This is a genomic window from Paracoccus contaminans, from assembly GCF_002105555.1.
GTDB lineage: Bacteria > Pseudomonadota > Alphaproteobacteria > Rhodobacterales > Rhodobacteraceae > Paracoccus > Paracoccus contaminans.
The window spans coordinates 2,115,093-2,135,969 of sequence record NZ_CP020612.1 but is presented as its reverse complement, the minus strand read 5'-3'; the positions used below and the strand labels follow the sequence as shown (position 1 = coordinate 2,135,969).

Here is a 20,877-nt window from a genome sequence, read left to right as displayed (position 1 = left end):
GTGCCGCCCCGCCCCCGCGGCCCTGGCGGCCAGCGGGCGGGCGCTTGTCTGCGCCCCGGCTTTGTCCTAGAGGAAGGGCCTGTCCTGACCGCTATGGGTGCCCGCCATGATCGTCATTGCCGCAGCGATCATCGGGGCGATCATCGGCGACCGGCGCGCCTGCGCCGCACGGGGCGACCGCAAGGACCGCCTGCAATTCGCGGCCATCCATGCGCTGATCTTCGGCCTGCTGGGGCTGTTCGCCTCGATCCTGATCGATCGCTGGCTGCGCGGCTGACGGGGCGCGCGGCGATGTTCCTGCCCTTTCTGGACGCGCTGCGCCGGCAGGGGGTGCCGGTCAGCCTGCGCGAATGGCTCGATCTCATGGCGGCGATGGATGCCGGCGCGGCGGGCTGGTCGGTCGATGAGTTCCACAGCCTCGGCCGCGCCGTGCTGGTCAAGGACGAGCGGCACATCGACCGATACGACCGCGCCTTTGCCGAAAGCTTTTCGGGGCTGGAGACTGTCCCCGTCGAGGCGCTGGTCAGCGAAACCGCCCTGCCCCGCGAATGGCTGGAAAAGCTGGCCGAACGGCTGCTGACCGACGCGGAAAGGGCCGCCGTCCAGGGCACGGGCAGCTTTCAGGCGCTGATGGACAGGCTGCGCGAGCGGCTGGCCGAACAGAAGGGCCGCCACCAGGGCGGCAGCAAGTGGATCGGCACCGCCGGCACCTCGCCCTTCGGCGCCTACGGCTACAATCCCGAGGGCGTGCGGATCGGCCAGCAGGAAAGCCGCCACCGCCGCGCCGTCAAGGTCTGGGACAGGCGCGAGTTCCGCGATTTCGACGACCGGGTGGAACTGGGCACCCGCAACGTCAAGGTGGCGCTCAAACGGCTGCGGCAATGGGCGCGCCAGGGGGCGGCGGACGAGCTGGACCTGCCCGCCACGATCCGCGCCACGGCCGACCACGGCTATATCGACGTGCGGACGCGCCCCGAACGGCGCAATGCCGTCAAGGTGCTGCTGCTGCTGGACGCAGGCGGCAGCATGGACGATCACGTCCGCATCGTGGACGAGCTGTTTTCCGCCTGCCGGTCCGAGTTCCGCAACCTCGAACACTATTATTTCCACAACTGCCTTTACGAGGCGGTCTGGCGCGACAACCGCCGCCGCTGGGACGAGACGGTGCCGACCTGGGATCTGCTCAACCGCTATGGCCGCGACTGGAAGGTGATCGTGGTGGGCGATGCCGCGATGTCGCCCTATGAGATCGTCGCGCCGGGGGGCGCCAGCGAACACTGGAACCCCGAACCGGGCGAGCTGTGGCTGCGGCGGCTGTGCGAAACCTGGCCCGACCATGTCTGGCTGAACCCGGTTCCCCGCCAGCACTGGGATCATACCGCCTCGATCGGGATGATCGGCGGCATCTTCGTGGGGCGCATGATGCCGCTGACGCTGGACGGGCTGACGGCGGCGATGCGCCTTCTGGGCTGAGCCCTTTGCGCCCTAGAGGATGAAGTCTCCGGCGGCGACCTGCTTGACCCCGGCCAGTTCGATCCACATGTCCGCGCGGCTGTCGCCATTCACGTCCACCAGGACGGTGCCGCTCGCGAACCAGACCGCATGGGCCGCCGGCCCTGCCGCATAGGTGAAGGCATCATTGGTCGAGGTGGCGGGATCGGCGTCGATCGCCGACAGGTTGATGCGGTCGGTGCCGCTGCGGAAATCGTAGATGACATCATGCCCCGCATCCGCCGGGCTGTCCGATGCGGACAGAAAGACGAAATGGTCCCGCTCGCCCACCGGGCCGGCGCCCCACAGCTTGTCGCGGCCCGCGCCGCCGATCAGGATGTCCTGGCCGGCATCGCCCACCAGCAGGTCGTCGCCGACGCTGCCGTTCAGCACGTCATCGCCGTTGCCGCCGTAAAGCTGGTCCCGGTCGCCCATCCCGTTCAGCGTGTCGTTGTCATCGCCACCCTTGAGCACGTCGAAGCCCGCGCCCCCGTCCAGCTTGTCGCGGCCCGCACCGCCCGACAGGGCGTCCTCGCCATCGCCGCCGGCAAGCTGATCGTCGCCATCCCCGCCGATCAGGATATCGCGGCCGGCGCCCGCCGACAGCAGGTCGTCCCCCGCATCCCCGACAAGGGAATCGGCCCCGTCCATGCCGACCAGCGTGTCGTTGCCGACCCCGCCGGCGATCGTGTCATTGCCCAGGCCGCCCCAGGCATAATCATTGCCGCGCCCGCCCGAGAACCAGTCGTTGCCCAGCCCCATATCTACCGAATCCGCATAGGACGTGCCCGTCACATGGTCGGCGGCCGCGCCGAACTGCCGCGCCTCGACATCGTATCGCATCGTCGCCCAGGCATTGAAGAACGACACCCCATAGACCGCCGGGACCGGCGCGCCGTTGTGATAGACATCGCTGCGGCTTGCAAAGGCCACGGCGATGGCGAAATCGGCGCGCGGCACGGCGCTGCACGGCACGGGGCTGCTCAGCGCATGGGCATGGGTGAACGGGGTGCCGAAGCCCCAGCTTGGAACATAGACCGCGGTCGAGACATGCGTGCTGGCCACCTCGGTCACCGGCAGGCGCGGGGCGCCCGCGCCGGGGGAAAAGGACGCGATCGCCACGGTGGTCATGTTGGCAAGCCCCGGATCGCCCGCCACCATCGTCTGGGCCAGGAACTGCGTCTCGAACTGCAGGACGGCGGCGCTGGCGGTGCCCATGCCCCGCCAGCCGGGCACGATCAGCGTCCCGCTGGCGACCTGGCCTATCGGGGCTTCGGCGGCGGTGCTTTCAACGGCGACGATCGAACGGGACATGCGCTTTCTCCTGCAGGGCGCCGGCAGGATCGGCGAGGCCCGTGACAGAAGCGTGACACCGCGCCCGGCATGCGCGACGGAATGCCGGTTCCGCCCGGCCGCGCGCAGTCCGGGTTTGAGCAGCCCGCCCCATGGGTGCTAGAGGGGGCGGCACAGGACAAGGCGAAAGGCAGGGAACATGCGGACGATCATGGCTGCGGGGGCGATCCTGGCGCTGGCCGCCTGCGGAATAGAAAGCGCCGCGCGAAACGCCACCTCGGCGCCCACGATCGCGGCCAGCACCCGCCCCTCGCCGCTCGGCCGGGCGCTGCACCCGGGGCGCGCGGAACCCCCATCCCAGCAGCCGGACCCCGAATGGACCGAGGCGGCGATGGCGGCGCTGAACGCCGAAGGGGTCACGCTGCTGTCCTCGATGCCCAGCGACGTGCTGCAATACTGCCCCGGCTATGCGCGCGCCACGCGCGAAAACCGCGCCGCCTTCTGGGCCGGGCTGATCGGATCGATCGCAGGCGAGGGGCGGGGCAAGGCAGAGGGCGCTGAAAAGGCGCCCGCGCTGGTGCAGATCACGAACCCGCTGGCGCGGGCGCATGGATGCAGCGGCTCGATGCTGAGCGATGGCGACAGGCTGCGCTGCGCGGTGCGCATCCTTGATCGCAGCATTGCCCGCGACAACGCCATCGCCGCACCCGACACCGCCGGCAAGCGCGGCTGGCTGGGGGCGGCGCGCGAATGGCTGCCGCTGCGCTCGGCCCAGAGGCGGGCAGACATCGCCGGTTTCACCCGCAGCCAGCGCTATTGCCGCTGACCGGCGCGGGCCAGGCGCGGCCTCAGGCGGCGTCCAGCCCGTGTTCGGGCGCCTCGTCCTGCGATGCGGCGCCGTTTTCAAGCGGATCGACACTGCCGGAAAAGCGTTCCATCAGCGCGGTTTCCAGCGCCGCGTTCAGCTCGCGTGAGCGGCGGATATATTCGGCATTCTGGTCGAGCGGGACGCCCGGCTTCCACAGCTCGGCCAGCTCGCGCAGCCCGGCGCGGTCATGGCGATAGAAGATGCGCTCAAGCTCGTTGGCCTCGTATTGGGACAGGCCTAGATTTTCCAGCACATAGCGCCCCGCCCGCAGCGAACTGTCGAACATCTCGCGCACGATATGGTCGGCCTTCGCGTCGAACAGCTCATAGACGCCCACGCGGTCGCGCGCGCGCGCGACGATCACCAGATCGGGGCGCTGTTCGCGCGCATAGCGCACCAGACGCAGGTTCGCATCGCGGTCATCCAGGGCTGCCACCAGAACGGATGCCTTTTCCAGCCCCGCGGCCGCCAGGATCTGCGGGCGCGTCGGATCGCCGAAATAACCCTTGCCGCCGAAACGGCGCATCAGCTGGATGGTGTCCAGATCATGATCCAGCACCACCGTCCTGAAGCCCGCATTGGTGACAAGCCGGTTCACCACCTGCCCGAACCGGCCGATCCCGGCGATGATGACGGGCTGCTGGTCGTCGATCCGGTCAGGCAGGCGGGGGGCGCGTTCCTCGCTCAGCCAGGCGGCCGTCTGGTCATACAGGATGAACAGCAGCGGCGTGGCCAGCATCGACAGGGCGATGACCAGCAAGAAGCCCTCCGCAAGCTGCTGGTCAAGGATGTCCAGCCCCATCGCATAGGACAGCAGCACAAAGCCGAACTCGCCCGCCTGCGCCAGCGACAGCGTGAACAGGATCCGGTCGCGCCCGGCCATTCCCGCCATCCGTGCGGCGGCAAACAGCACCCCTGCCTTGATGGCGATGACCAGCACCGTCACGCCCATGACCACGACCGGTCGGTCGAACAGCATGGTAAAGTTCATCCCCGCCCCGACGGTGATGAAGAACAGCCCCAGCAGCAGCCCCTTGAAAGGCGCGACCTGGGCCTCAAGCTCGTGCCGGAACTCGGACCCCGCCAGCATGACGCCGGCCAGGAACGTCCCCAGCGCGGGGGACAGCCCCACCATGTTCATCAGCGCAGCGATCCCCACCACGATCAGCAGCGCGACGGCCGTGTTCATCTCCTGCAGGCGGGCGGCCTGGACAAAGCGGAACAGCGGGCGAAAGGCGAACTGCCCCAGCACCACCACCAGCCCCACGGCGCCCAGCGTGACCAGCGTCGCCGCCCAGCCCGGCAGGTCGGCCATGAACTGTGCGCCCGGTCCGCCATGGTCGTCCGAACCCGCCCCCGACGCGGCCAGCAGCGGCAGCAGCGCAAGGATCGGGATCACCGCGATGTCCTGCGTCAGCAGCACCGCAAAGGCGCCGCGGCCGCCGCCGGTCTTCATCAGGCTTTTTTCCGAAAGCGTCTGCAGCACGATGGCGGTCGAGCTGAGCGACAGGATCAGCCCCAGCGTCAGCGCCACCTGCCATGTCTGGTGCAGCACCAGGCCCAGAACGAAAAGCGAGACGGTGGTGCCGACGATCTGCATGCCGCCCAGCCCGACCAGCCGCTTGCGCATCGCCCAAAGCTGGCGCGGCTCAAGCTCAAGCCCGATCAGGAACAGCATCATGACGACGCCGAATTCGGCGAAATGCTGCAGGTCGGCGACATCGCCCGCGGTGCCGGCAAGATGCAGCACCGGGCCGATCACGATGCCCGCCATCAGATAACCCAGCACCGACCCAAGGCCGAGCCGGGCCGAGATCGGCACGGCCACCACCATCGCGGAAAGGTAGACGGCAGAGATCAGCAGGAACGCTGCCATCAGGCCACCCGCGCCCGCCGGAACGCGGTAGAGGCCGGGGCCGCCTCAGCGCCCATTGAGGATCGGCAGGTTGAATTGCCTGCCGCCCTTGACATAGCTGATGCGCCCGTTCCCGATCGAATTGATCGCCCCGCCATCGATGCGGTCGCCAAGGCGGACCGTCACGATCTTGCCGCTGCGCAGGCGGATCAGCCCGCGGCTGGCGCGGCCTGCGCCGATGACGCCGATCACCTGGGTCTTGCCGATGTCCATGCCCCCGACGGTGGCGGCGGTGGCGACCTGGCCCTTGCTGGTGCCCTTGGCGGGGGCGACGGCGACATCGGGTTCGTTGTCCACCTCGGGCGGGGTATAGGTGCGCCCCGAGGCGATGGCGGCCCGTTCCTCGGCCGCGGCCTGGGCGCGCGCGCGCGCCTCGGCGGCGGCGCGGGCCTGAGCCTCGGCCAGTTCGGCCCCCGCGCGTGCGCGCGCGGCGGCCTGGGCCTGAAGCTGTTCCTCCACGGCCGACTGCGCCTCCGCCGGCTGCTGCGCCAGCGGAGCGGGCGACAGCCCCGCGGCAGGTGCCCGCGCAGCGATCTGGGGCTGCACCTGGGCCGGGGGCTGGATGACGGGCGGGATGGCAGGCTGCGGCGCCGCATCGAAGCGCGGCTCGACCTGCGGAACGCGGCGGCTGGCGGCGGCAGCGGCGGCGACGGCCTCTGCCTCGGGGTCGGCCTTGGCAGCCGCGGCCTTGGGCGCGCCGGCCCGGTCAGCGCCGCCCTTCTTGTCTGCCCCGCCAGCGTCGGCGGCGCGCTTTTCCGGCGCAGCCTTGTCCTTGCCGCCCTTGCCGGCATCGCCCTCATCCGTCTGGGCGGGCTTGCGTGCGGGTATCAGCGATTTCGGCGCCGCCAGGGCGACCGCGCCCGGCGTCGCGGTGGATTTTCTCACCGCATCGGCGATGGCATCCTCGACCGCCTTTTTCGAGGCGATCTCGCCGCCCCCCGCCTTGCCCTTGCGCCCGGGCCGGTCGGCCGGACGGTCGGCAGGCGCGCTGGCGGACCGGACAGGATCGTCCTTGCCGGCATCCTTGCCGGCCGGGTCCTTGCCCTTGTCCTTTCCAGCCGAGTCCTTTCCAGCCGCCTTGCCCTTTTCGGCGGGGGCCTTGTCGTTTCCTTCATGCGCGGTCGAGGCGCCGGCCGACTTCTTCCGCGCCGCGGAGGCGCCGTCCTTGCCGCTGTCGGCATCTTTTGCGGTGTCAGCGCCCTTGGACCTGGCGGCGGGGCGCGCCCCGTCCGCCCCGTCGCTTGACTTGGCCTTGGCCGGCTCCGACTTGGCTTCCGCCTTGGCCTTGGCCTTGGCCTTGGCCTTGGCCTTGGCGGCAGGGGCGGGCTTTTTCCGTTCGGGCGGCGCTTCGGCGACGGCCCGTTCCACGGCGGCATCGATGGCCGTCTTCGCCGCACCTGGCCGGTGCGAGGGGCGCACCTCGGCCAGCCGCACGGGCGCCTGTGCCCCGCCGGGCGTGTTCGCCAGCCGCAAAAGGCCGGGATTGGCGCGGTAAAGATCGGCCAGCCAGGCATCGGCGGTCGCCCGTTCGGCCGGCGTCATCTCGGCCGGGGTCACGGATTCATCAGCCGATCCTTCATCGGGGCGCGGGCGCGGACGGGGCGAGGCTGCCGGCGCCGCCGCTGGCTGGCGGGCCCGCTCGGGCGCGGCGGTGGGCTTTGCCGGGGCCTTGGCTGGGGCGGAGTTGGGCTTGGGGTCGGCCTTTGCCGGGGCCGCGGCGGGCTTTGCCTCGGCCTTGGCCGGGGCGGCTGCCGGGGGGCGGGCGCTGCGCGCCGCCGGCCCACGGACGGGGGCCGAGGCGGCCGGCTCGGCCCCGGCGGGACGCAGGGCGGGGCGTTCCGAACGGGTCAGCGCCCGCCGCCCCGGCACCACGGCGGGAAGCGGATCGGCATCCGCCGCGCGCGGCGCGGCCGCCGGTTGCGGGCGCCGGGGGGCGGTGGCGGGCCGCTGGGCCGCTGGCTTAGGCGCCGCTGTCCGGGCGGGAGCCGCAGGCGCGCCCGCGGCCTTGGGGGCCGGGGCGGCTGCCGGCGCGTCGGAGGCTCGGGCCGGGGCGGCTGCCTTTGCCGCCTGCGTGCCCGCCGATTGCGCGCCCGCGTCCTGCCTGCCTGTCCCTTGCGCCGGTCTGCCTTGCGTGCCGCCCTCGCGCGGGGTCGCCGCAGCCGGAGCGGTATTGCCGATCGGCGCCGCAGGGGCGGCAGGCGCTGCGGAGGGTGCCGTCGCAGCCATGCCGGGCGGTGCCGATGAGGCGGGCGTGCCCACCGGCACGGTCAGCCTGGTCGAGGCGCCGGCACCCTGAGCGGGCGCAAGCGGGCCGGCGGCCGAGGGGGCCGCGGCGCCGGGCTGCGCGATGACGGGCTGGCCGGCAGCAGGCCGCGCCGGGGCCGCGGCGGGGGCCGGGCCAGTCTGGGGGACGCTGGCTTGCGGGGCCGCAGGCGCCTGAACCACAGCCGCCTGGGGACGGGATGCCTGAACGGTGGATGGTTGGACCATGGGCACGGGCACGGGCACCGCCGAACCCGTCCCGGCTGGGGCGGCCCCGCCTGTCGCGACCGGGGCCGCAGGGGTCGGCGCAGCCGCCGCGCGCGCTTGCGAGGAAGCCGAAGCAGCGGGCTGGCCCGTCGCCGCGACCGCTTGCGCCCCCGCGCTCTCCCCGGCCAAGTCATCGCCGGCCAGGCTCTCCGTCCCGGACGGATCGGGGATCACGAAGGACCAGATCAGCAGCAGGCCCAGCAGCAGCGCGGCCAGCATCACCAGCAGCCCGCCCAAGCCCCCGCGCGCGCCCGGATGACGGGCAGGCGCGGCAGGCGGCTCGTCCGCGATGTTTGCGCGGGCGGCGGCGGCCCGGTCCAGCACCGCCTTGGCCCGCGGGTTGAGAGGCGGCGGCGCGGCCGGATGGGCCGGCGCATCGGCCGTGTCGGTCAGATCCGACAGGGGCATGACCGGCGCGGCAGGCACAGCCGCAGCCTGCGGGGCGGCTGGCGGCAGATCGTCGGGCAGGAAATCGGTGACGCGAGAGCCGGTCTTTCGGCCAGGCTCGCGCCGCTCTGTCAACGCGGCGGCAGGCCGGGCCGAGGATGACAGGACCGGGGCCGGACCAGCCGCGCCCGAACCAGCCGCCCCTGGCGGAACTGCCGCAACCTGGGCCAAACCCTTATCGGTCACGCCATCGCCCGGCGCATCCGCCGCAGCATCCGTTCTGCCGGCAGGCCCGCCCTCCGCCCCGGCCGCATCCGGCGCAAGCGCGCCGGAAAGCGGCGCGACAGCGTCCGCCTTGGCGCCCTCTGCCTCGCCGTCAGGCAGGGCAGCGGTTGCGGCATGAACAGCTTCACCAGCCTCGGGCCCGGCGCCCCCCTGGGACATGCCTTCGGCCATTGCGGCGGCGGAAGGCTCGGGCCGCGCCTGCGCCGCAGCGGCCGTTCCGCCCGCCATGTCGGGGCCCGCGTCCGCAGGCTCCGATGCGGCGCTGTCTGCCTGGACGGCATCGCCCGGGCCGCTGCCCGCCGCAGCCCCCGTCTCATCATCGCTGACGGACAGTCCCGGCTCGTCGGCCGGCGCCGGCTCGGGGGCTGCCGCATCCGCCGGTGCGGCGGCCTCCGCCTGCTGGTCGGGCCCGATGTCGGCAAAGCGCGGCTGCTCGGGGAACAGGCCCTCGGCGGGATCGGCCAGAAAGCCGTCGGCATCAAAGCCGTGGCGGCGGGCAAAGGCCTCTGCCTCGCGCAGGGTCTGGCGGGCCACGGCGGCCACGCGCACATCCTGGGACTGCGCGCCGGGCCGCCAGTCCCATGCAAGATCCGCCACCGCGTAAGGGGTCAGCCCGTCCAGCGCCGGCCCAAGGCCCGCCGCCACGTCGCCATCGGGCCGGATTGGCAGCGAGGTATAAAGGATCTGGTCATCGGGGATGATCAGCGCCACCCGCGCATCAGGCCCGTTGGCGACCAGCTTGCGCAGGCGCGCCATCTCGGCCCGGAAATCGGGGGCGTCGAACGGGGCCGAGGCCCTTTCGCGCCAGCGCAGCGACGCAAGCGCGCCGCTGGCGGGCCGCTCCATCAGGTGCACCGCATCGCTGCTGAACGACAGGGCGTATTCGGGCGCGGTGCTCGTGCTCATCAGGCCGGTCTTTTCTTTGGGTCTGGCCGGCTCGTCGTTGTTGCGCGATCCGGTCCGTTGCTGCTCAATCTCTGGATAACTGAAGGCATCCGCGCAGGCAAAGCAAAACACCGCTTTGTGACGGAGCCGCGGCCCGGCACCGGGCGTTGGCGCGTGATCCCGGCAGCGGCCGGCGGCCGTGCCTTTGCGCCCCGGCCCCGCGCCGCGCCCCGGATGCCACCTGTCCGCCAGAGGAGCGACCCTGATGCCCCACCCCGCCCGCCACGCCCGGCCCGCCATGACGCCCGGCCTGACCGCCCGCCTGCCGGCCGCCCTTGCCGCGGGCCTTCTTGCGCTGGGCTGCGCCGCCGCCGCCCAGGCCCAGGACCAGGTCCAGGTCCATCCCATGGCGCCGGGCGCGGATGGCATGCCTGCCCCTGCGGCGGGGATTGTCCGGGTCTGGGGCGAAGGGCAGTCGATGGTGGCCCCCGACCTTGCCACCGTTTCGGTCGGCGTGACGACACAGGCCCCGACGGCCGCGCAGGCCATGGCTGACAACAGCGCCCGGCAGGCCCGCGTGATCGAGGCGGCCCGCGGCCTTGGGATTGCGGCCGAGGACATGCAGACCCAGGCGTTGAACCTGTCGCCGGTGCAGGACTATTCGCGCGAGAACCAGCCCCCCGTCGTCAGGGGCTATCAGGCGCAGAACATCGTCTCGGTCCGGGTGCATGACATCGCCAAGCTGGGCGGGCTGCTCGATGCACTGATCGGCGCCGGGGCGACGGACGTGCAGGGGGTGGCCTTCTCGCGCGAGGATGACGCCGCCGCCCGCGATGCGGCCCGCACCGAGGCCGTGGTGGACGCCCGCCGCCGCGCCGAGGTGATGGCCCGCGCCGCCGGCAGGCAGCTCGGCCCGCTGCTGTCACTGTCGGAAAACGGCGATCAGGGCGGGCCGGTGCCCGTCATGATGATGGCCCGCGATGCCAAGGCCGGCTCGGCACCCGTGGAGGCGGGGCAGATGAGCCTTGCCGCGCGGGTGGATGCCGTCTGGGCGCTGGCCCCGGCCACGGGGGCCGAAGGCGCACCGGCCGCCCCGGCCGCGCCGGCCACGGCGGCAACGCCTGTGCCGGGCGCCCCGCCTGCGGCGCCCGCCGCCCCCGCTGGTCAGAACTGAGCCGCGGCCGGGTGGCCCGGCGGGTCAGCCCAGCGCCCGGTCCAGGTCGGCGATGATGTCCGCGGCATCCTCGATGCCGATGGACAGGCGCACCATGTCGGGTCCGGCGCCCGCGGCCTCTTGCTGGGCGGGCGTCAGCTGGCGATGCGTGGTCGAGGCGGAATGGATCGCCAGCGTCCGCGCATCGCCCAGATTGGCGACATGAGAGATCAGCTTGAGCCGCGCGATCATCGCCGTGCAGGCGTCATAGCCGCCCTTCAGGCGGATGGTGAATAGCGCCCCTGTCCCATGGGGATAAAGCTCGCGGACGCGGTCCTGGTAGGGGCTGTCCGGCAGACCGGCATAGCTGACCGCCTCGACCCTGGGATCAGCGGCAAGCCATGCGGCCACATGCTCGGCGTTTTCCACATGGCGGCGCATGCGCAGGCCCAGCGTCTCGATCCCCATCAGCGTGTAATGGGCCGCCTGCGGGTTCAGCGTCATGCCAAGATCACGCAGCCCCACGGCGATGCCGTGGAAGGTGAAGGCGGCAGGGCCGAAGGTTTCGTGAAACTTCAGCCCGTGATAGGCAGGCTCGGGCGCGGACAGCGAGGGGAACCTGTCCGACGCGCTCCAGTCGAAGCGGCCTGAATCGATCACCGCCCCGCCGGTGACCGTGCCGTTCCCCGTCAGGTATTTGGTCAGGCTGTGAACGACCAGCGTCGCGCCCATCCCGATCGGCCGGCACAGCGCCGGGGTGGCCAGAGTATTGTCCACGATCAGCGGGATGCCGGCCGCATCCGCAATCGCCGCCAGCGCGGGGATGTCGGTGACATAGCCGCCGGGATTGGAGATCGATTCCGCAAAGATCGCCCGCGTATCGGCATCGATGGCACCGCGCACGGCATCCGCATCCTCGAGATCGACAAAGCGGCAGGACCAGCCGAAGCGCCGGATCGTCTGCCCGAACTGCGTCATCGTTCCGCCATACAGCCGGTTCGAGGCGACGAGATTCAGGCCCGGACCCATCAGCGGGAACAGCGCCATGATCTGCGCCGCATGCCCCGAGGAGCAGCAGACCGCCCCTGCCCCGCCCTCCAGCGCCGCAAGGCGCGCCTGCAGCGCGCTGACCGTGGGGTTGGTCAGGCGCGAATAGATATAGCCGGCCTCCTGCAGGTTGAACAAGGCGGCGGCGTGATCGGCGTCGCGGAACTGATACGCCGTGGTCTGATAGATCGGCACCTGCCGCGCGCCGGTCGCGGGATCGGGCGCGCTGCCCGCATGGATGGCGATGGTATCAAAGCCCTGCGGGCGCGCGTCCTCGGTCATGGTATCCCCCTGATAACCCGCCTGGCTGCCGCAGGCAGGCCGAGGTTATGCCGGGCCGGTGCGGCTCGCAATCGGGGACGGCGGCGGCAAGCGCCGGAACGGGCCTTGCCGCGGCGGGGGCGCGCCTTGGCCGCCCGCCTGCCGCCTTTGGCCCGGCCCGCCGGCGATCATCCGCCGTTACGGGTTGAACCGGCGCGCGCAAAGGAACAGATGAGAGCCGGACAGCCCGAGGAGAGACGCCCATGACCCGCACCCCCATCCATGATGCCGAACAGTCCGGTGCGGTCCCCGTCGATCTTGGCCCGCTGCCCGAATGGGATCTGTCCGATCTTTACCCCGCCCCCGACGCGCCGCAGATCGCCGCCGATCTGGACCGGCTGCAATCGGCCTGCGCGGCCTTTGCCGCCGATTACCAGGGCCGGCTGGCCGATCTGTCCCCTGCCGGGATGCTGGCCTGCATCGAACGCTGGCAGGAGATCGACCTGATCGCCGGGCGCATCATGTCCTATGCCGGGCTGCGCTATTACCAGAACACCACGGATGCCGGCCGTGCCAAGATGATGGGCGATCTGCAGGCCCGCATCACCGAGATGACGACGCCTCTGGTGTTCTTCAGCCTCGAATTCAACCGCATCCCCGACGAGGCCTATCAGGCGACCTTCACCGCCCCCGACGGTCCTGCCCGCTACAAGCCCGTGTTCGACCGGATGCGCGCCATGCGCCCCCATCAGCTGTCGGACGAACTCGAGCAGTTCCTCCACGACAATTCGGTCGTCGGCGCCGCCGCCTGGAACCGGCTGTTCGACGAGACGACCGCCGCCCTGACCTTCGATGTGGATGGCGAGGAACTGGGACTCGAGGCGACGCTGAACCTGCTGACCGACCATGACCGCGCGCGGCGCGAGGCCGGGGCGCGGGCGCTGGCGGCGGTGTTCGGCCAGCAGGTCAAGCTGTTCGCCCGCATCCACAACACGCTGGCCAAGGAAAAGGCCATCGAGGACAAGTGGCGCAAGATGCCCACCCCCCAGCATGGGCGGCACCTGTCCAACCATGTCGAACCCGAGGTCGTGCAGGCCCTGCGCGATGCCGTGGTGGCCGCCTATCCGCGCCTGTCCCATCGCTATTACCGCCTCAAGGCGCGCTGGCTGGGCCTTGACAAGCTGCAGGTCTGGGATCGGAACGCGCCCTTGCCGCAGGAAAGCCCGCGCCTGATCGGCTGGGATGAGGCGCGCGCCACCGTGCTGGACGCCTATGCCGGCTTTGCCCCCGAACTGGCGCAGCTGGCCCAGCCGTTCTTTGACAAGGGCTGGATCGACGCGGCGGTCAAACCCGGCAAGGCCCCCGGCGCCTTTGCCCATCCCACCGTCACCGACGCCCATCCCTATGTGCTGCTGAACTATCTGGGCAAACCGCGCGACGTGATGACGCTGGCGCATGAACTGGGGCACGGCGTCCATCAGCGGCTGGCGGCCTCGCAGGGCGAGCTGCTCGCCTCGACCCCGCTGACGCTGGCCGAAACAGCATCCGTGTTCGGAGAGATGCTGACCTTCCGCGCGCTGCTGGCCAAGGCCACCGATCCGGCCCAGCGCAAGGCGCTGCTGGCCGGCAAGGTCGAGGACATGATCAACACGGTCGTGCGGCAGATCGCCTTTTACGATTTCGAATGCCGCCTGCATGCCGCCCGCGCGCAGGGCGAGCTGACCCCGGACGACATCAACGCCATATGGATGGACATCCAGCATGAATCGCTGGGCGATGCCTTCGACTACATGCCGGGATATGAGACCTTCTGGGCCTATATCCCGCATTTCATCCATTCGCCCTTCTATGTCTATGCCTATGCCTTCGGCGACGGGCTGGTGAACGCGCTTTATGCCGCCTACGAGGCCGCGCCCGAGGGCTTTCCGGCGCGCTATTTCGACATGCTGCGGGCGGGGGGATCGCAGCATCATTCGACATTGCTGCAACCCTTTGGCCTGAACGCCGCCGACCCGGCATTCTGGGACAAGGGCCTGTCGATGATCGAGGGCATGATCGACGAGCTTGAAGCGATGGAAAGCTGAGCGCGTGGCGGGCAACCCGTTCCGCCGCCGCCGGCCGCAAAGGCTGCGCCGGGTTCTGATGGGGGCGGCCGGGCTTGCCGCCCTGGCGGCGCTGGTGGTGCCGGTGCTGGGACCTCGGCTGGTCGCGGACCGGCTGAACCCCGTCATTGCGGCGCAGCCCTGGCATGTCTCGGCCGAGGCGCAGGCGCTGCATAAACGGCTGGCCATTGCCGACCTGCATGCCGACGCCCTGCTGTGGGATCGCGATCTGTCGCATGAACGCCCCGAGGGTCATGTCGACCTGCCGCGGCTCGACCGGGGCAATGTCGCGGTGCAGGTGTTCAGCACGGTGACAAGATCGCCGCGCGGGCAGAACTATGCCGCAAACCCCGCTGACGCGGCGGACAACATCACCCCCCTGGTGATCGGCCAGCTACGCCCGGTGCAAAGCTGGTTCAGCCTCAAGGAACGGGCGCTGGACCAGGCCGCGCGGCTGCGGGCGCTGGCCGAGGCCGATTCGGGCAGGCTGCGGCTGGTGCGGACCCGCGCCGACCTGGATGCCGTGCTGGCCGATCGCAGGGCGGGCAAGCGCACCGTCGCCGCCCTGCTGGGGATGGAAGGGGCGCACCCCCTGCAGGGCCAGCTGTCCAATCTTGCGGTGATGGAGGCTGCCGGGTTCCGGCTGGTCGGGCTGACCCATTTCTTCGACAACGAACTGGGCGGATCGCTGCACGGCACCTCGCAACAGGGGCTGACCGCCTTCGGCCGCGCGGTGGTGGGCGAACTGGTGGCGCGGCACATGGTCATCGACCTGGCCCATGCATCCCCCGCAATGGTCCGCGACGTGCTGGCGATCCCGGATGCGCGCCCGATCATCAGCCATACCGGCATCCGCAGCGCCTGCGACACGCCGCGCAACCTGCCAGACGATCTGGTGCGGCAGGTGGCGGCGCAAGGCGGGATCATCGGCATCGGCTTCTGGTCGGATGTGACATGCGAGGGCACGCCCGCAGGCATCGCCCGCATGATCCGCGCCGCGATCGACCTGGCGGGCGAGGATGCCGTGGCGCTGGGCTCGGACTGGGACGGATCGGTGGGTGTTCCCTTCGACGCGGCGGGCCTGCCGGCGCTGACGCAGGCGTTGCTGGACCAGGGCCTGACCGAGGCGCAGATCGCCAAGGTCATGGGGGGCAACACCATTCGCTATCTGCGCGCGGTGCTGCCGCAGGGGTAAGGCCGCCCCCGCTTGCCCGGATGGCAGCGGCATGCTCTTCTCCGCGCGGAAAAGGGCTTGCTGACCCGCGGCATGCGCGCCCTGATCCGCGGGTGTTCCCGTCGGGGCGGGCAAGGGCATCATCGAGGATCATGGCATGACCGTGACGATCTGGCACAACCCGAAATGCGGCACATCGCGCAAGGTGCTGGCGATGATCCGCGCCAGCGGCGTGGAACCCGAGGTGATCGCCTATCTGAACCATCCGCCCCCGGCGGAAACGATCCGCCGCCTTGCGGCCGAGGCAGGGCTGACCATCCGGCAGCTGCTGCGCCAGAAGGAAGCCCCCTTTGCCGAACTGGGCCTGGGCGATCCGGCCCTGAGCGATGCGCAGCTGCTGGATGCGGTCGCCGGCCATCCGGTGCTGCTGGAACGTCCGCTTGTCCGCACGCCCAGGGGCACCCGGCTTTGCCGGCCCGCCGAAGCCGTCCTTGACCTGCTGGACCCGGCGCCCGCCGCGGGCGGCGCCCCGGCGGGTGCGGGCGCGCCCTCAGCCTGCTGAGCGGCGCGTGATCCTGTTGACATGGCCCATCTTGCGGCCGGGCCGCGCCTCGGCCTTGCCATAGAGGTGAATCTGGGTACCCGTCTGGCGCAGCAGGGTCGGCAGCTGGGCCATATCGGCGCCGATCAGGTTTTCCATGACCACATCGGCATGGCGCCGCCCATCCCCCAGAGGCAGCCCGGCGACGGCGCGGATATGCTGTTCGAACTGGTCCACGGCGCAGCCCGCCTGCGTCCAATGGCCTGAATTATGAACGCGCGGGGCGATCTCGTTCACGACCAGCCCTGCGGGCGTCACGAACAGCTCGACCCCCATCACCCCCACATAGTCAAGCGCGCCGACGATCCGCCCGGCCAGCAGCACCGCATCCGTGACCAGCCTTGAGGGAAGCCCGCAGGGCACGGACGTCGTGCGCAGGATGCCGTTTTCGTGCCGGTTCAGCCCCGGATCATAGGCCGCGACCGCCCCGTCCGCGCCGCGCGCCACGATGACGCTGATTTCCGCCGAAAAATCGACGAAGCCTTCCAGCACCGCCGGGGCATTCACCTGCGCCCATGCGGCCGCGGCGTCATCGCCCGCCGACAGGCGCAGCTGTCCCTTGCCGTCATAGCCCAGCCGCCGCGTCTTGAGGATCGCGCGTTCATGGCCCGCCATGGCCGCCGCCAGCCCCGCCGCGTCATCGACGGCGGCATAGGGCGCGGTCGCAAGGCCAAGCCCGGACAGGAAATCCTTTTCCGTCAGTCGGTCCTGGCTGATCGCCAGCGCCTTGCGCCCCGGCCTGATGGGGACGATGCTTTCGATCAGGTCCAGCGAGGCGGCCGGGACATTCTCGAATTCATAGGTGACGACATCGACCGATGCGGCAAAGGCGCGGATCGCCGCCGCATCCTCGTAAGGGGCGGTCGTCAGGGCATGGGCCACATCCGCCGCAGGGGCTGCGCCCGGCTCGAAGATATGGGTGCGATAGCCCAGACGGCTGGCCGCCACCGACAGCATCCGGCCAAGCTGGCCGCCGCCCAGGATGCCGATGGTCGCGCCGGGCGGCAGCGGGGCGGTCATGGCGCCGCCCCCTCCTGCCCGGCCATATCCAGGGGCGTCTGGGGGATCGACGCCGACAGCGCCGCGCGCCAGTCCTCCAGCCGCCCGGCCAAGGCGGGGTCATCCAGCGCCAGGATGGCGGCGGCCATCAGCCCGGCATTGGCCGCACCCGCCGCCCCGATCGCCATGGTGGCGACAGGAAAGCCGCGCGGCATCTGCACGATGGAATAAAGCGAATCGACGCCCCCCAGCGCCCGCGTCTGCACCGGCACGCCGATCACCGGCACCCGCGTCTTGGACGCCATCATCCCCGGCAGATGCGCCGCCCCGCCCGCCCCGGCGATGATGACGCGCAGCCCGCGCGACACGGCCGCGCGCCCGTAATCCCACAGCCGGTCGGGGGTGCGATGGGCGCTGACGATCCGCGCCTCATAGGGGATGGCCAGCTCGTCCAGGATCTGCGCGGCCTCGCGCATCGTCGTCCAGTCGGACTGGCTGCCCATGATGATGCCGACCGGAACGTCCATGCGCTGTCCCCTGCTGATCGGCCCATCATAGACGGGACCGGGGCGGGTGCAACGCCCGCTCAGGCGATGATGTCGGGGGTGATCGCGTCCTCGATCCGCGCGATGCGGTCCTTGAGCGCGAGCTTTTCCCGCTTCATCCGGCCGAGGGTCAGGCTGCACACCACCCCGCCCGCGGTGATCGCGCCGATTTCCTGGTCAAGTTCGCGGTGAAGCCGCCGCAGCACGTCCAGCTGTGTGCGGCCGATTTCGGCCGGGGTCATCTCGGGGGGAAGGTTCATCGCAAGTCGGACCGGCTGGCTGATGAGAAGGGGGCGAGGGGCGGCGGAATCGGACTGGCATCATCATACAGCCGCAGGGTGCGGTTTGATAAGCGAAACTTCGCCTCTCTTGCGCAGGGGGACGGGCGCGCCCATATCGCTGGGGCACGGGCCGCCGCCAGCGGGGCCCTGCAACGCAGTCGCTTGTGGACCGAGGACGCCGATGACCAAGATCACGCTGGGGACCAATCCCTATCTGCTGGGCTTTGACCAGCTGGAACGGCTGGCCGAGCGCGCGGCCAAGGGCGCGGACGGCTATCCCCCCTACAACATCGAACAATGCGGCGCGGACGGGTTCCGCATCACCCTGGCCGTCGCCGGCTTTGCCGAGGGCGATCTGTCGCTGACCGTCGAGGATCGCCAGCTTGTCATCCGGGGCCGCCAGTCGGGCGAACAGGATGGGCGCGTGTTCCTGCACCGGGGGATCGGCGCGCGCGCCTTCCAGCGCAGCTTCGTTCTGGCCGAGGGGATCGAGGTCGAACGCGCCGGTCTGGAGAACGGGCTGCTGCATATCGACCTGCGCCGCATCGCGCCGCAGACCGTCGTCAAGACCATACCGATCAGCCGCAACTAAAAGGGGATCGCCATGAACATGAAACATGATTTCCAGAACATGGGCGAGGGAAACATCGTCTATGTCCGGCGCGTGCCTATGGACAGCCTGCCGGCCGAGGTGCGCGAGCAGGCGCCGGAACTGGACGCGCTTTATGCCGTCCATGGGATCGACGGGGCGCGCCTGGCGCTGGTCGCCGATCGCGGGCTGGCCTTTCGCCTGGCCCGGCAGAACGAACTGACGCCGGTCAGCGTCCACTGACGCCGGGGCCGCGCGCGTGATCGGCAGGGCCGCCCTGGCCCTGCCACCGCGCCAGATAGGCGTCGGCCATCCGTTCGGCGATGCGCGCCACGTCGCGCCGGACGCGGTATTTGCGCCGCCCCAGCATCAGCCCCATGGCCGTGCGCCGGGCGCGGTTCGCCCGCCGCAGCCGCGCCCTGAGCGTTGCGGGCGTCGCGGGGGGCAGCAGGTCGGCGATGCGGCCCGCATGAAACCACCACAAGCGGCCCAGCGGCATCGGCCCGTTCCAGGGCTTGTTGTTGACCACGTAATGCACCACCCGCATATCGCCCGGCGGCGTGCCGCTTGCCGCATAGGCGGCAGGGTCGGAATAGACATTCATCCCGGCGGGCAACAGCGTCACCCGCCCGCGCCCCAGCAGGTTCAGCGCCGCCTCATCCCCGCTCAGGACCGGCTGCTCCTCGCCGGCCAGGCGGGCGAGGCAGCGTTCGGCGGTGCCTTCCGCCCGCCATACCGGCAGGTTCATCAGCAGCAGCCCGGCATTGACATAATGCCCCGCCGCCACCCCCGTCGCGTCTAGCGCGCTCTGCGTCGGGCTGGGGCAGGGCACCGCCGCAAACAGATCGGTGCCCAGCGGCAGATCGGCCAGCCACGACAGATCGCCCAGCACCACCATGTCGCAATCCATGTACAGCACCCGGTCGGCATCCGGCATCAGCTGCGGGATCAGCAGGCGCAGGAACGTGCCCCGCGTCAGATGCGCCCGGCGCACCGGCACGTGATCGAAGGCATCCGCCGGCACCTCGATCCGCCGCACCGCGCAGCCGATCCGCGCCCCCAGCGCATCCAGCCGCGCCCGGTTGGCCGGCGATATGCCCAGATCCAGCACCGTGAACCGGGTGCCCGGATTGTGGAAGGCGGCCGAGGCGATCAGCACCAGAACGCCTGCCACATAGTTGTCGTCCGATCCGGTGACGATATGCAGCGTCATCCCCTGTTGCCCCCTTCGATGCCATCCCATGCCGCGCGCAGCCAGCCCACGTCGCCAATCCGGCGATACCAGCGCCCGCCCCGGCCCGCCATGACCTCGGCCATCTTGGGGCTGCCGGCGAACAGCACGATCCGGGCGCTGTCCGGAAAGGCCGGGTCAGACAGATAGCTCGACAACCCCCGGCCGACGCAGTGGTTCTTGAAGCTGACGCACCAGCCGCGCGGCCAATAGGTCAACCGGCCCTGCGTATTCAGGATGTCGCTGACCATCTGCTGTTCATGTTCATAGCGGGCCTGCGCGGCGGCCGGATCGGCGAGATAGGTTTCCACGACCTCGGGATGGGCGCCGATGCCATGGCGGAACACCGAGGTATTGCCGACCATGTGCAGGAAGCGGTCGCGGCCCGGCCTCAGCCGGCGCAGCGGCTTGGCGCGGAACAGATCGTCGTCGCGCAGGATGCAGAACCGGCCCGGCAGGTCGAAGAAGGCATCCAGCCCCCCCGTCACCACCAGGTCGAGATCCAGAAACAGCGCCGGTGTCCCCGCCGCAGCATCCAGCCGCTCCGGCAGGTCGCGGTTGAACAGCGCCAGCTTGCGCCAGCGCGTGTCGCCCGACCCCGGCGGCAGGTCGAGCCGGGGCAGCGGGCGCGATTCAATCCCTTCGTCCAGCCCGGCCGGGTCATCGGTCAGGCAGATAAAGCGGTGCGGCCGAAACAGGTGCCGGCGCACGCCGCGCGCCAGCGCATTGACATCGCGCGCGCCATACAGCGTGCCCCATTTCATGCACAGGATCAGGACGGGGTCGGTCATCGTCACGGGCGCCTCCGTTCGTATCCTTGCGGGAAAAGACAGCCAGCCCGCGCCGCCTCAGCCCCGCACAAAGCCGGCGGCCTTGCAGCCCCCCGCCGGTTCGACCTGCATCGAGGATGCGGCCAGCCCATCCGGCACCGCCGGCGACACATCGCCAGCACAGGCCGAGCGTTCCAGACGCGCCGCCCTGGCCTTGGCCTGCATCTCGGGCCTGGCCATGGCCAAGCCATGGTGCCGCATCCGGGCCGCGCCGCCGCGATGATCGACGACGCCCGGCGCCCTGCCCGCGCCTGCGTTGACGAAACGGCGGCAGCAGATGATGCCCGGCTCGCCCTCGCCCCGCAGGCGCCGGGCCAAGGCGGCGGCACGGAAGGCATCGGCGCCCGCGCATCTCGCATGGTGGTTCAGCATGGTGAAGGCTGGCATCTGCATGAGGGGCAGAGTGCCACG

The 20,877-nt window shown here is 70.9% G+C and carries 19 protein-coding genes; 9 read left to right on the top strand and 10 right to left on the bottom strand.

Going from position 1 to position 20,877, the window contains the following annotated elements:
• Nucleotides 1-106 precede the first annotated feature (106 nt).
• Nucleotides 107-277, top strand: a complete 171-nt coding sequence (locus B0A89_RS14680) for a hypothetical protein (protein WP_169712158.1) — start codon at nucleotides 107-109, stop codon at nucleotides 275-277.
• 14 nt (nucleotides 278-291) lie between these two features.
• Nucleotides 292-1,473: a vWA domain-containing protein gene (locus B0A89_RS10090; protein ID WP_085378043.1), complete on the top strand. Its 1,182-nt coding sequence runs from the start codon at nucleotides 292-294 to the stop codon at nucleotides 1,471-1,473.
• A gap of 12 nt (nucleotides 1,474-1,485) precedes the next feature.
• Here B0A89_RS10090 and B0A89_RS10085 read toward each other — a convergent pair whose 3' ends face one another.
• A complete protein-coding gene (locus B0A89_RS10085; RefSeq protein ID WP_085378042.1) occupies nucleotides 1,486-2,805 on the bottom strand; it encodes a calcium-binding protein in 1,320 nt (439 codons plus the stop codon).
• Between the two features lie 178 nt (nucleotides 2,806-2,983).
• On the opposite strand from B0A89_RS10085, the gene B0A89_RS10080 reads away from it, so the two are divergent.
• Nucleotides 2,984-3,610, top strand: coding sequence for a hypothetical protein (locus B0A89_RS10080; protein ID WP_085378041.1), 627 nt, complete (start codon nucleotides 2,984-2,986; stop codon nucleotides 3,608-3,610).
• 22 nt (nucleotides 3,611-3,632) lie between these two features.
• Here B0A89_RS10080 and B0A89_RS10075 read toward each other — a convergent pair whose 3' ends face one another.
• Together B0A89_RS10075 and B0A89_RS10070 are read right to left on the bottom strand one after the other, a co-directional pair.
• Nucleotides 3,633-5,528, bottom strand: coding sequence for a cation:proton antiporter domain-containing protein (locus B0A89_RS10075; protein WP_085378040.1), 1,896 nt, complete (start codon nucleotides 5,526-5,528; stop codon nucleotides 3,633-3,635).
• Between the two features lie 45 nt (nucleotides 5,529-5,573).
• Nucleotides 5,574-9,674, bottom strand: a complete 4,101-nt coding sequence (locus B0A89_RS10070; RefSeq protein ID WP_157115313.1) for a hypothetical protein — start codon at nucleotides 9,672-9,674, stop codon at nucleotides 5,574-5,576.
• Nucleotides 9,675-9,918: 244 nt separating this feature from the next.
• Here B0A89_RS10070 and B0A89_RS10065 point away from each other — a divergent pair, with 244 nt between their 5' ends.
• Nucleotides 9,919-10,827: an SIMPL domain-containing protein gene (locus tag B0A89_RS10065; RefSeq protein ID WP_085378038.1), complete on the top strand. Its 909-nt coding sequence runs from the start codon at nucleotides 9,919-9,921 to the stop codon at nucleotides 10,825-10,827.
• Nucleotides 10,828-10,851: 24 nt separating this feature from the next.
• On the opposite strand, the gene B0A89_RS10060 is transcribed toward B0A89_RS10065, so the two are convergent.
• Nucleotides 10,852-12,135, bottom strand: a complete 1,284-nt coding sequence (locus B0A89_RS10060) for an O-acetylhomoserine aminocarboxypropyltransferase/cysteine synthase family protein (RefSeq protein WP_085378037.1) — start codon at nucleotides 12,133-12,135, stop codon at nucleotides 10,852-10,854.
• 242 nt (nucleotides 12,136-12,377) lie between these two features.
• On the opposite strand from B0A89_RS10060, the gene B0A89_RS10055 reads away from it, so the two are divergent.
• The 3 genes from B0A89_RS10055 (at nucleotide 12,378) to arsC (ending at nucleotide 15,952) form a co-directional block, all read left to right on the top strand.
• Nucleotides 12,378-14,198, top strand: coding sequence for a M3 family oligoendopeptidase (locus tag B0A89_RS10055; RefSeq protein ID WP_085378036.1), 1,821 nt, complete (start codon nucleotides 12,378-12,380; stop codon nucleotides 14,196-14,198).
• Between the two features lie 4 nt (nucleotides 14,199-14,202).
• Nucleotides 14,203-15,411, top strand: coding sequence for a dipeptidase (locus tag B0A89_RS10050; RefSeq protein ID WP_240558510.1), 1,209 nt, complete (start codon nucleotides 14,203-14,205; stop codon nucleotides 15,409-15,411).
• A 136-nt stretch (nucleotides 15,412-15,547) separates the two neighbouring features.
• Nucleotides 15,548-15,952, top strand: coding sequence for an arsenate reductase (glutaredoxin) (gene arsC / locus B0A89_RS10045; protein ID WP_085378035.1), 405 nt, complete (start codon nucleotides 15,548-15,550; stop codon nucleotides 15,950-15,952).
• Here arsC and B0A89_RS10040 read toward each other — a convergent pair.
• Genes B0A89_RS10040 through B0A89_RS10030 form a run of 3 tightly spaced genes read right to left on the bottom strand, consistent with a single transcriptional unit; the run spans nucleotide 15,941 to nucleotide 17,795 of the window.
• The gene (locus B0A89_RS10040; protein WP_085378034.1) at nucleotides 15,941-17,011 is read right to left on the bottom strand and encodes a 5-(carboxyamino)imidazole ribonucleotide synthase; all 1,071 of its coding nucleotides are present in this window, start codon (nucleotides 17,009-17,011) and stop codon (nucleotides 15,941-15,943) included. The two genes, arsC and B0A89_RS10040, sit on opposite strands and share 12 nt — an antisense overlap.
• The gene (gene purE, locus B0A89_RS10035) at nucleotides 17,008-17,517 is read right to left on the bottom strand and encodes a 5-(carboxyamino)imidazole ribonucleotide mutase (protein ID WP_085378033.1); all 510 of its coding nucleotides are present in this window, start codon (nucleotides 17,515-17,517) and stop codon (nucleotides 17,008-17,010) included. The genes B0A89_RS10040 and purE overlap by 4 nt, the downstream gene beginning before the upstream one ends.
• A 59-nt stretch (nucleotides 17,518-17,576) precedes the next feature.
• The gene (locus tag B0A89_RS10030) at nucleotides 17,577-17,795 is read right to left on the bottom strand and encodes a YdcH family protein (protein WP_085378032.1); all 219 of its coding nucleotides are present in this window, start codon (nucleotides 17,793-17,795) and stop codon (nucleotides 17,577-17,579) included.
• 202 nt (nucleotides 17,796-17,997) lie between these two features.
• On the opposite strand from B0A89_RS10030, the gene B0A89_RS10025 reads away from it, so the two are divergent.
• Both B0A89_RS10025 and B0A89_RS10020 read left to right on the top strand, forming a co-directional pair.
• Nucleotides 17,998-18,408, top strand: coding sequence for an Hsp20 family protein (locus tag B0A89_RS10025; protein WP_085378031.1), 411 nt, complete (start codon nucleotides 17,998-18,000; stop codon nucleotides 18,406-18,408).
• Nucleotides 18,409-18,420: 12 nt separating this feature from the next.
• A complete protein-coding gene (locus tag B0A89_RS10020) occupies nucleotides 18,421-18,648 on the top strand; it encodes a DUF1150 family protein (RefSeq protein WP_085378030.1) in 228 nt (75 codons plus the stop codon).
• Here B0A89_RS10020 and B0A89_RS10015 read toward each other — a convergent pair.
• From B0A89_RS10015 to B0A89_RS10005, 3 genes are read right to left on the bottom strand one after another with little or no spacing between them, the layout of a single operon-like run.
• A complete protein-coding gene (locus tag B0A89_RS10015; protein ID WP_169712157.1) occupies nucleotides 18,635-19,618 on the bottom strand; it encodes a glycosyltransferase family 8 protein in 984 nt (327 codons plus the stop codon). The genes B0A89_RS10020 and B0A89_RS10015 overlap by 14 nt on opposite strands.
• The gene (locus B0A89_RS10010) at nucleotides 19,615-20,427 is read right to left on the bottom strand and encodes a hypothetical protein (RefSeq protein WP_085378028.1); all 813 of its coding nucleotides are present in this window, start codon (nucleotides 20,425-20,427) and stop codon (nucleotides 19,615-19,617) included. The genes B0A89_RS10015 and B0A89_RS10010 overlap by 4 nt, the downstream gene beginning before the upstream one ends.
• Nucleotides 20,428-20,484: 57 nt before the next feature.
• Nucleotides 20,485-20,859, bottom strand: coding sequence for a hypothetical protein (locus B0A89_RS10005; RefSeq protein ID WP_085378027.1), 375 nt, complete (start codon nucleotides 20,857-20,859; stop codon nucleotides 20,485-20,487).
• Between the last annotated feature and the right edge of the window lie 18 nt (nucleotides 20,860-20,877).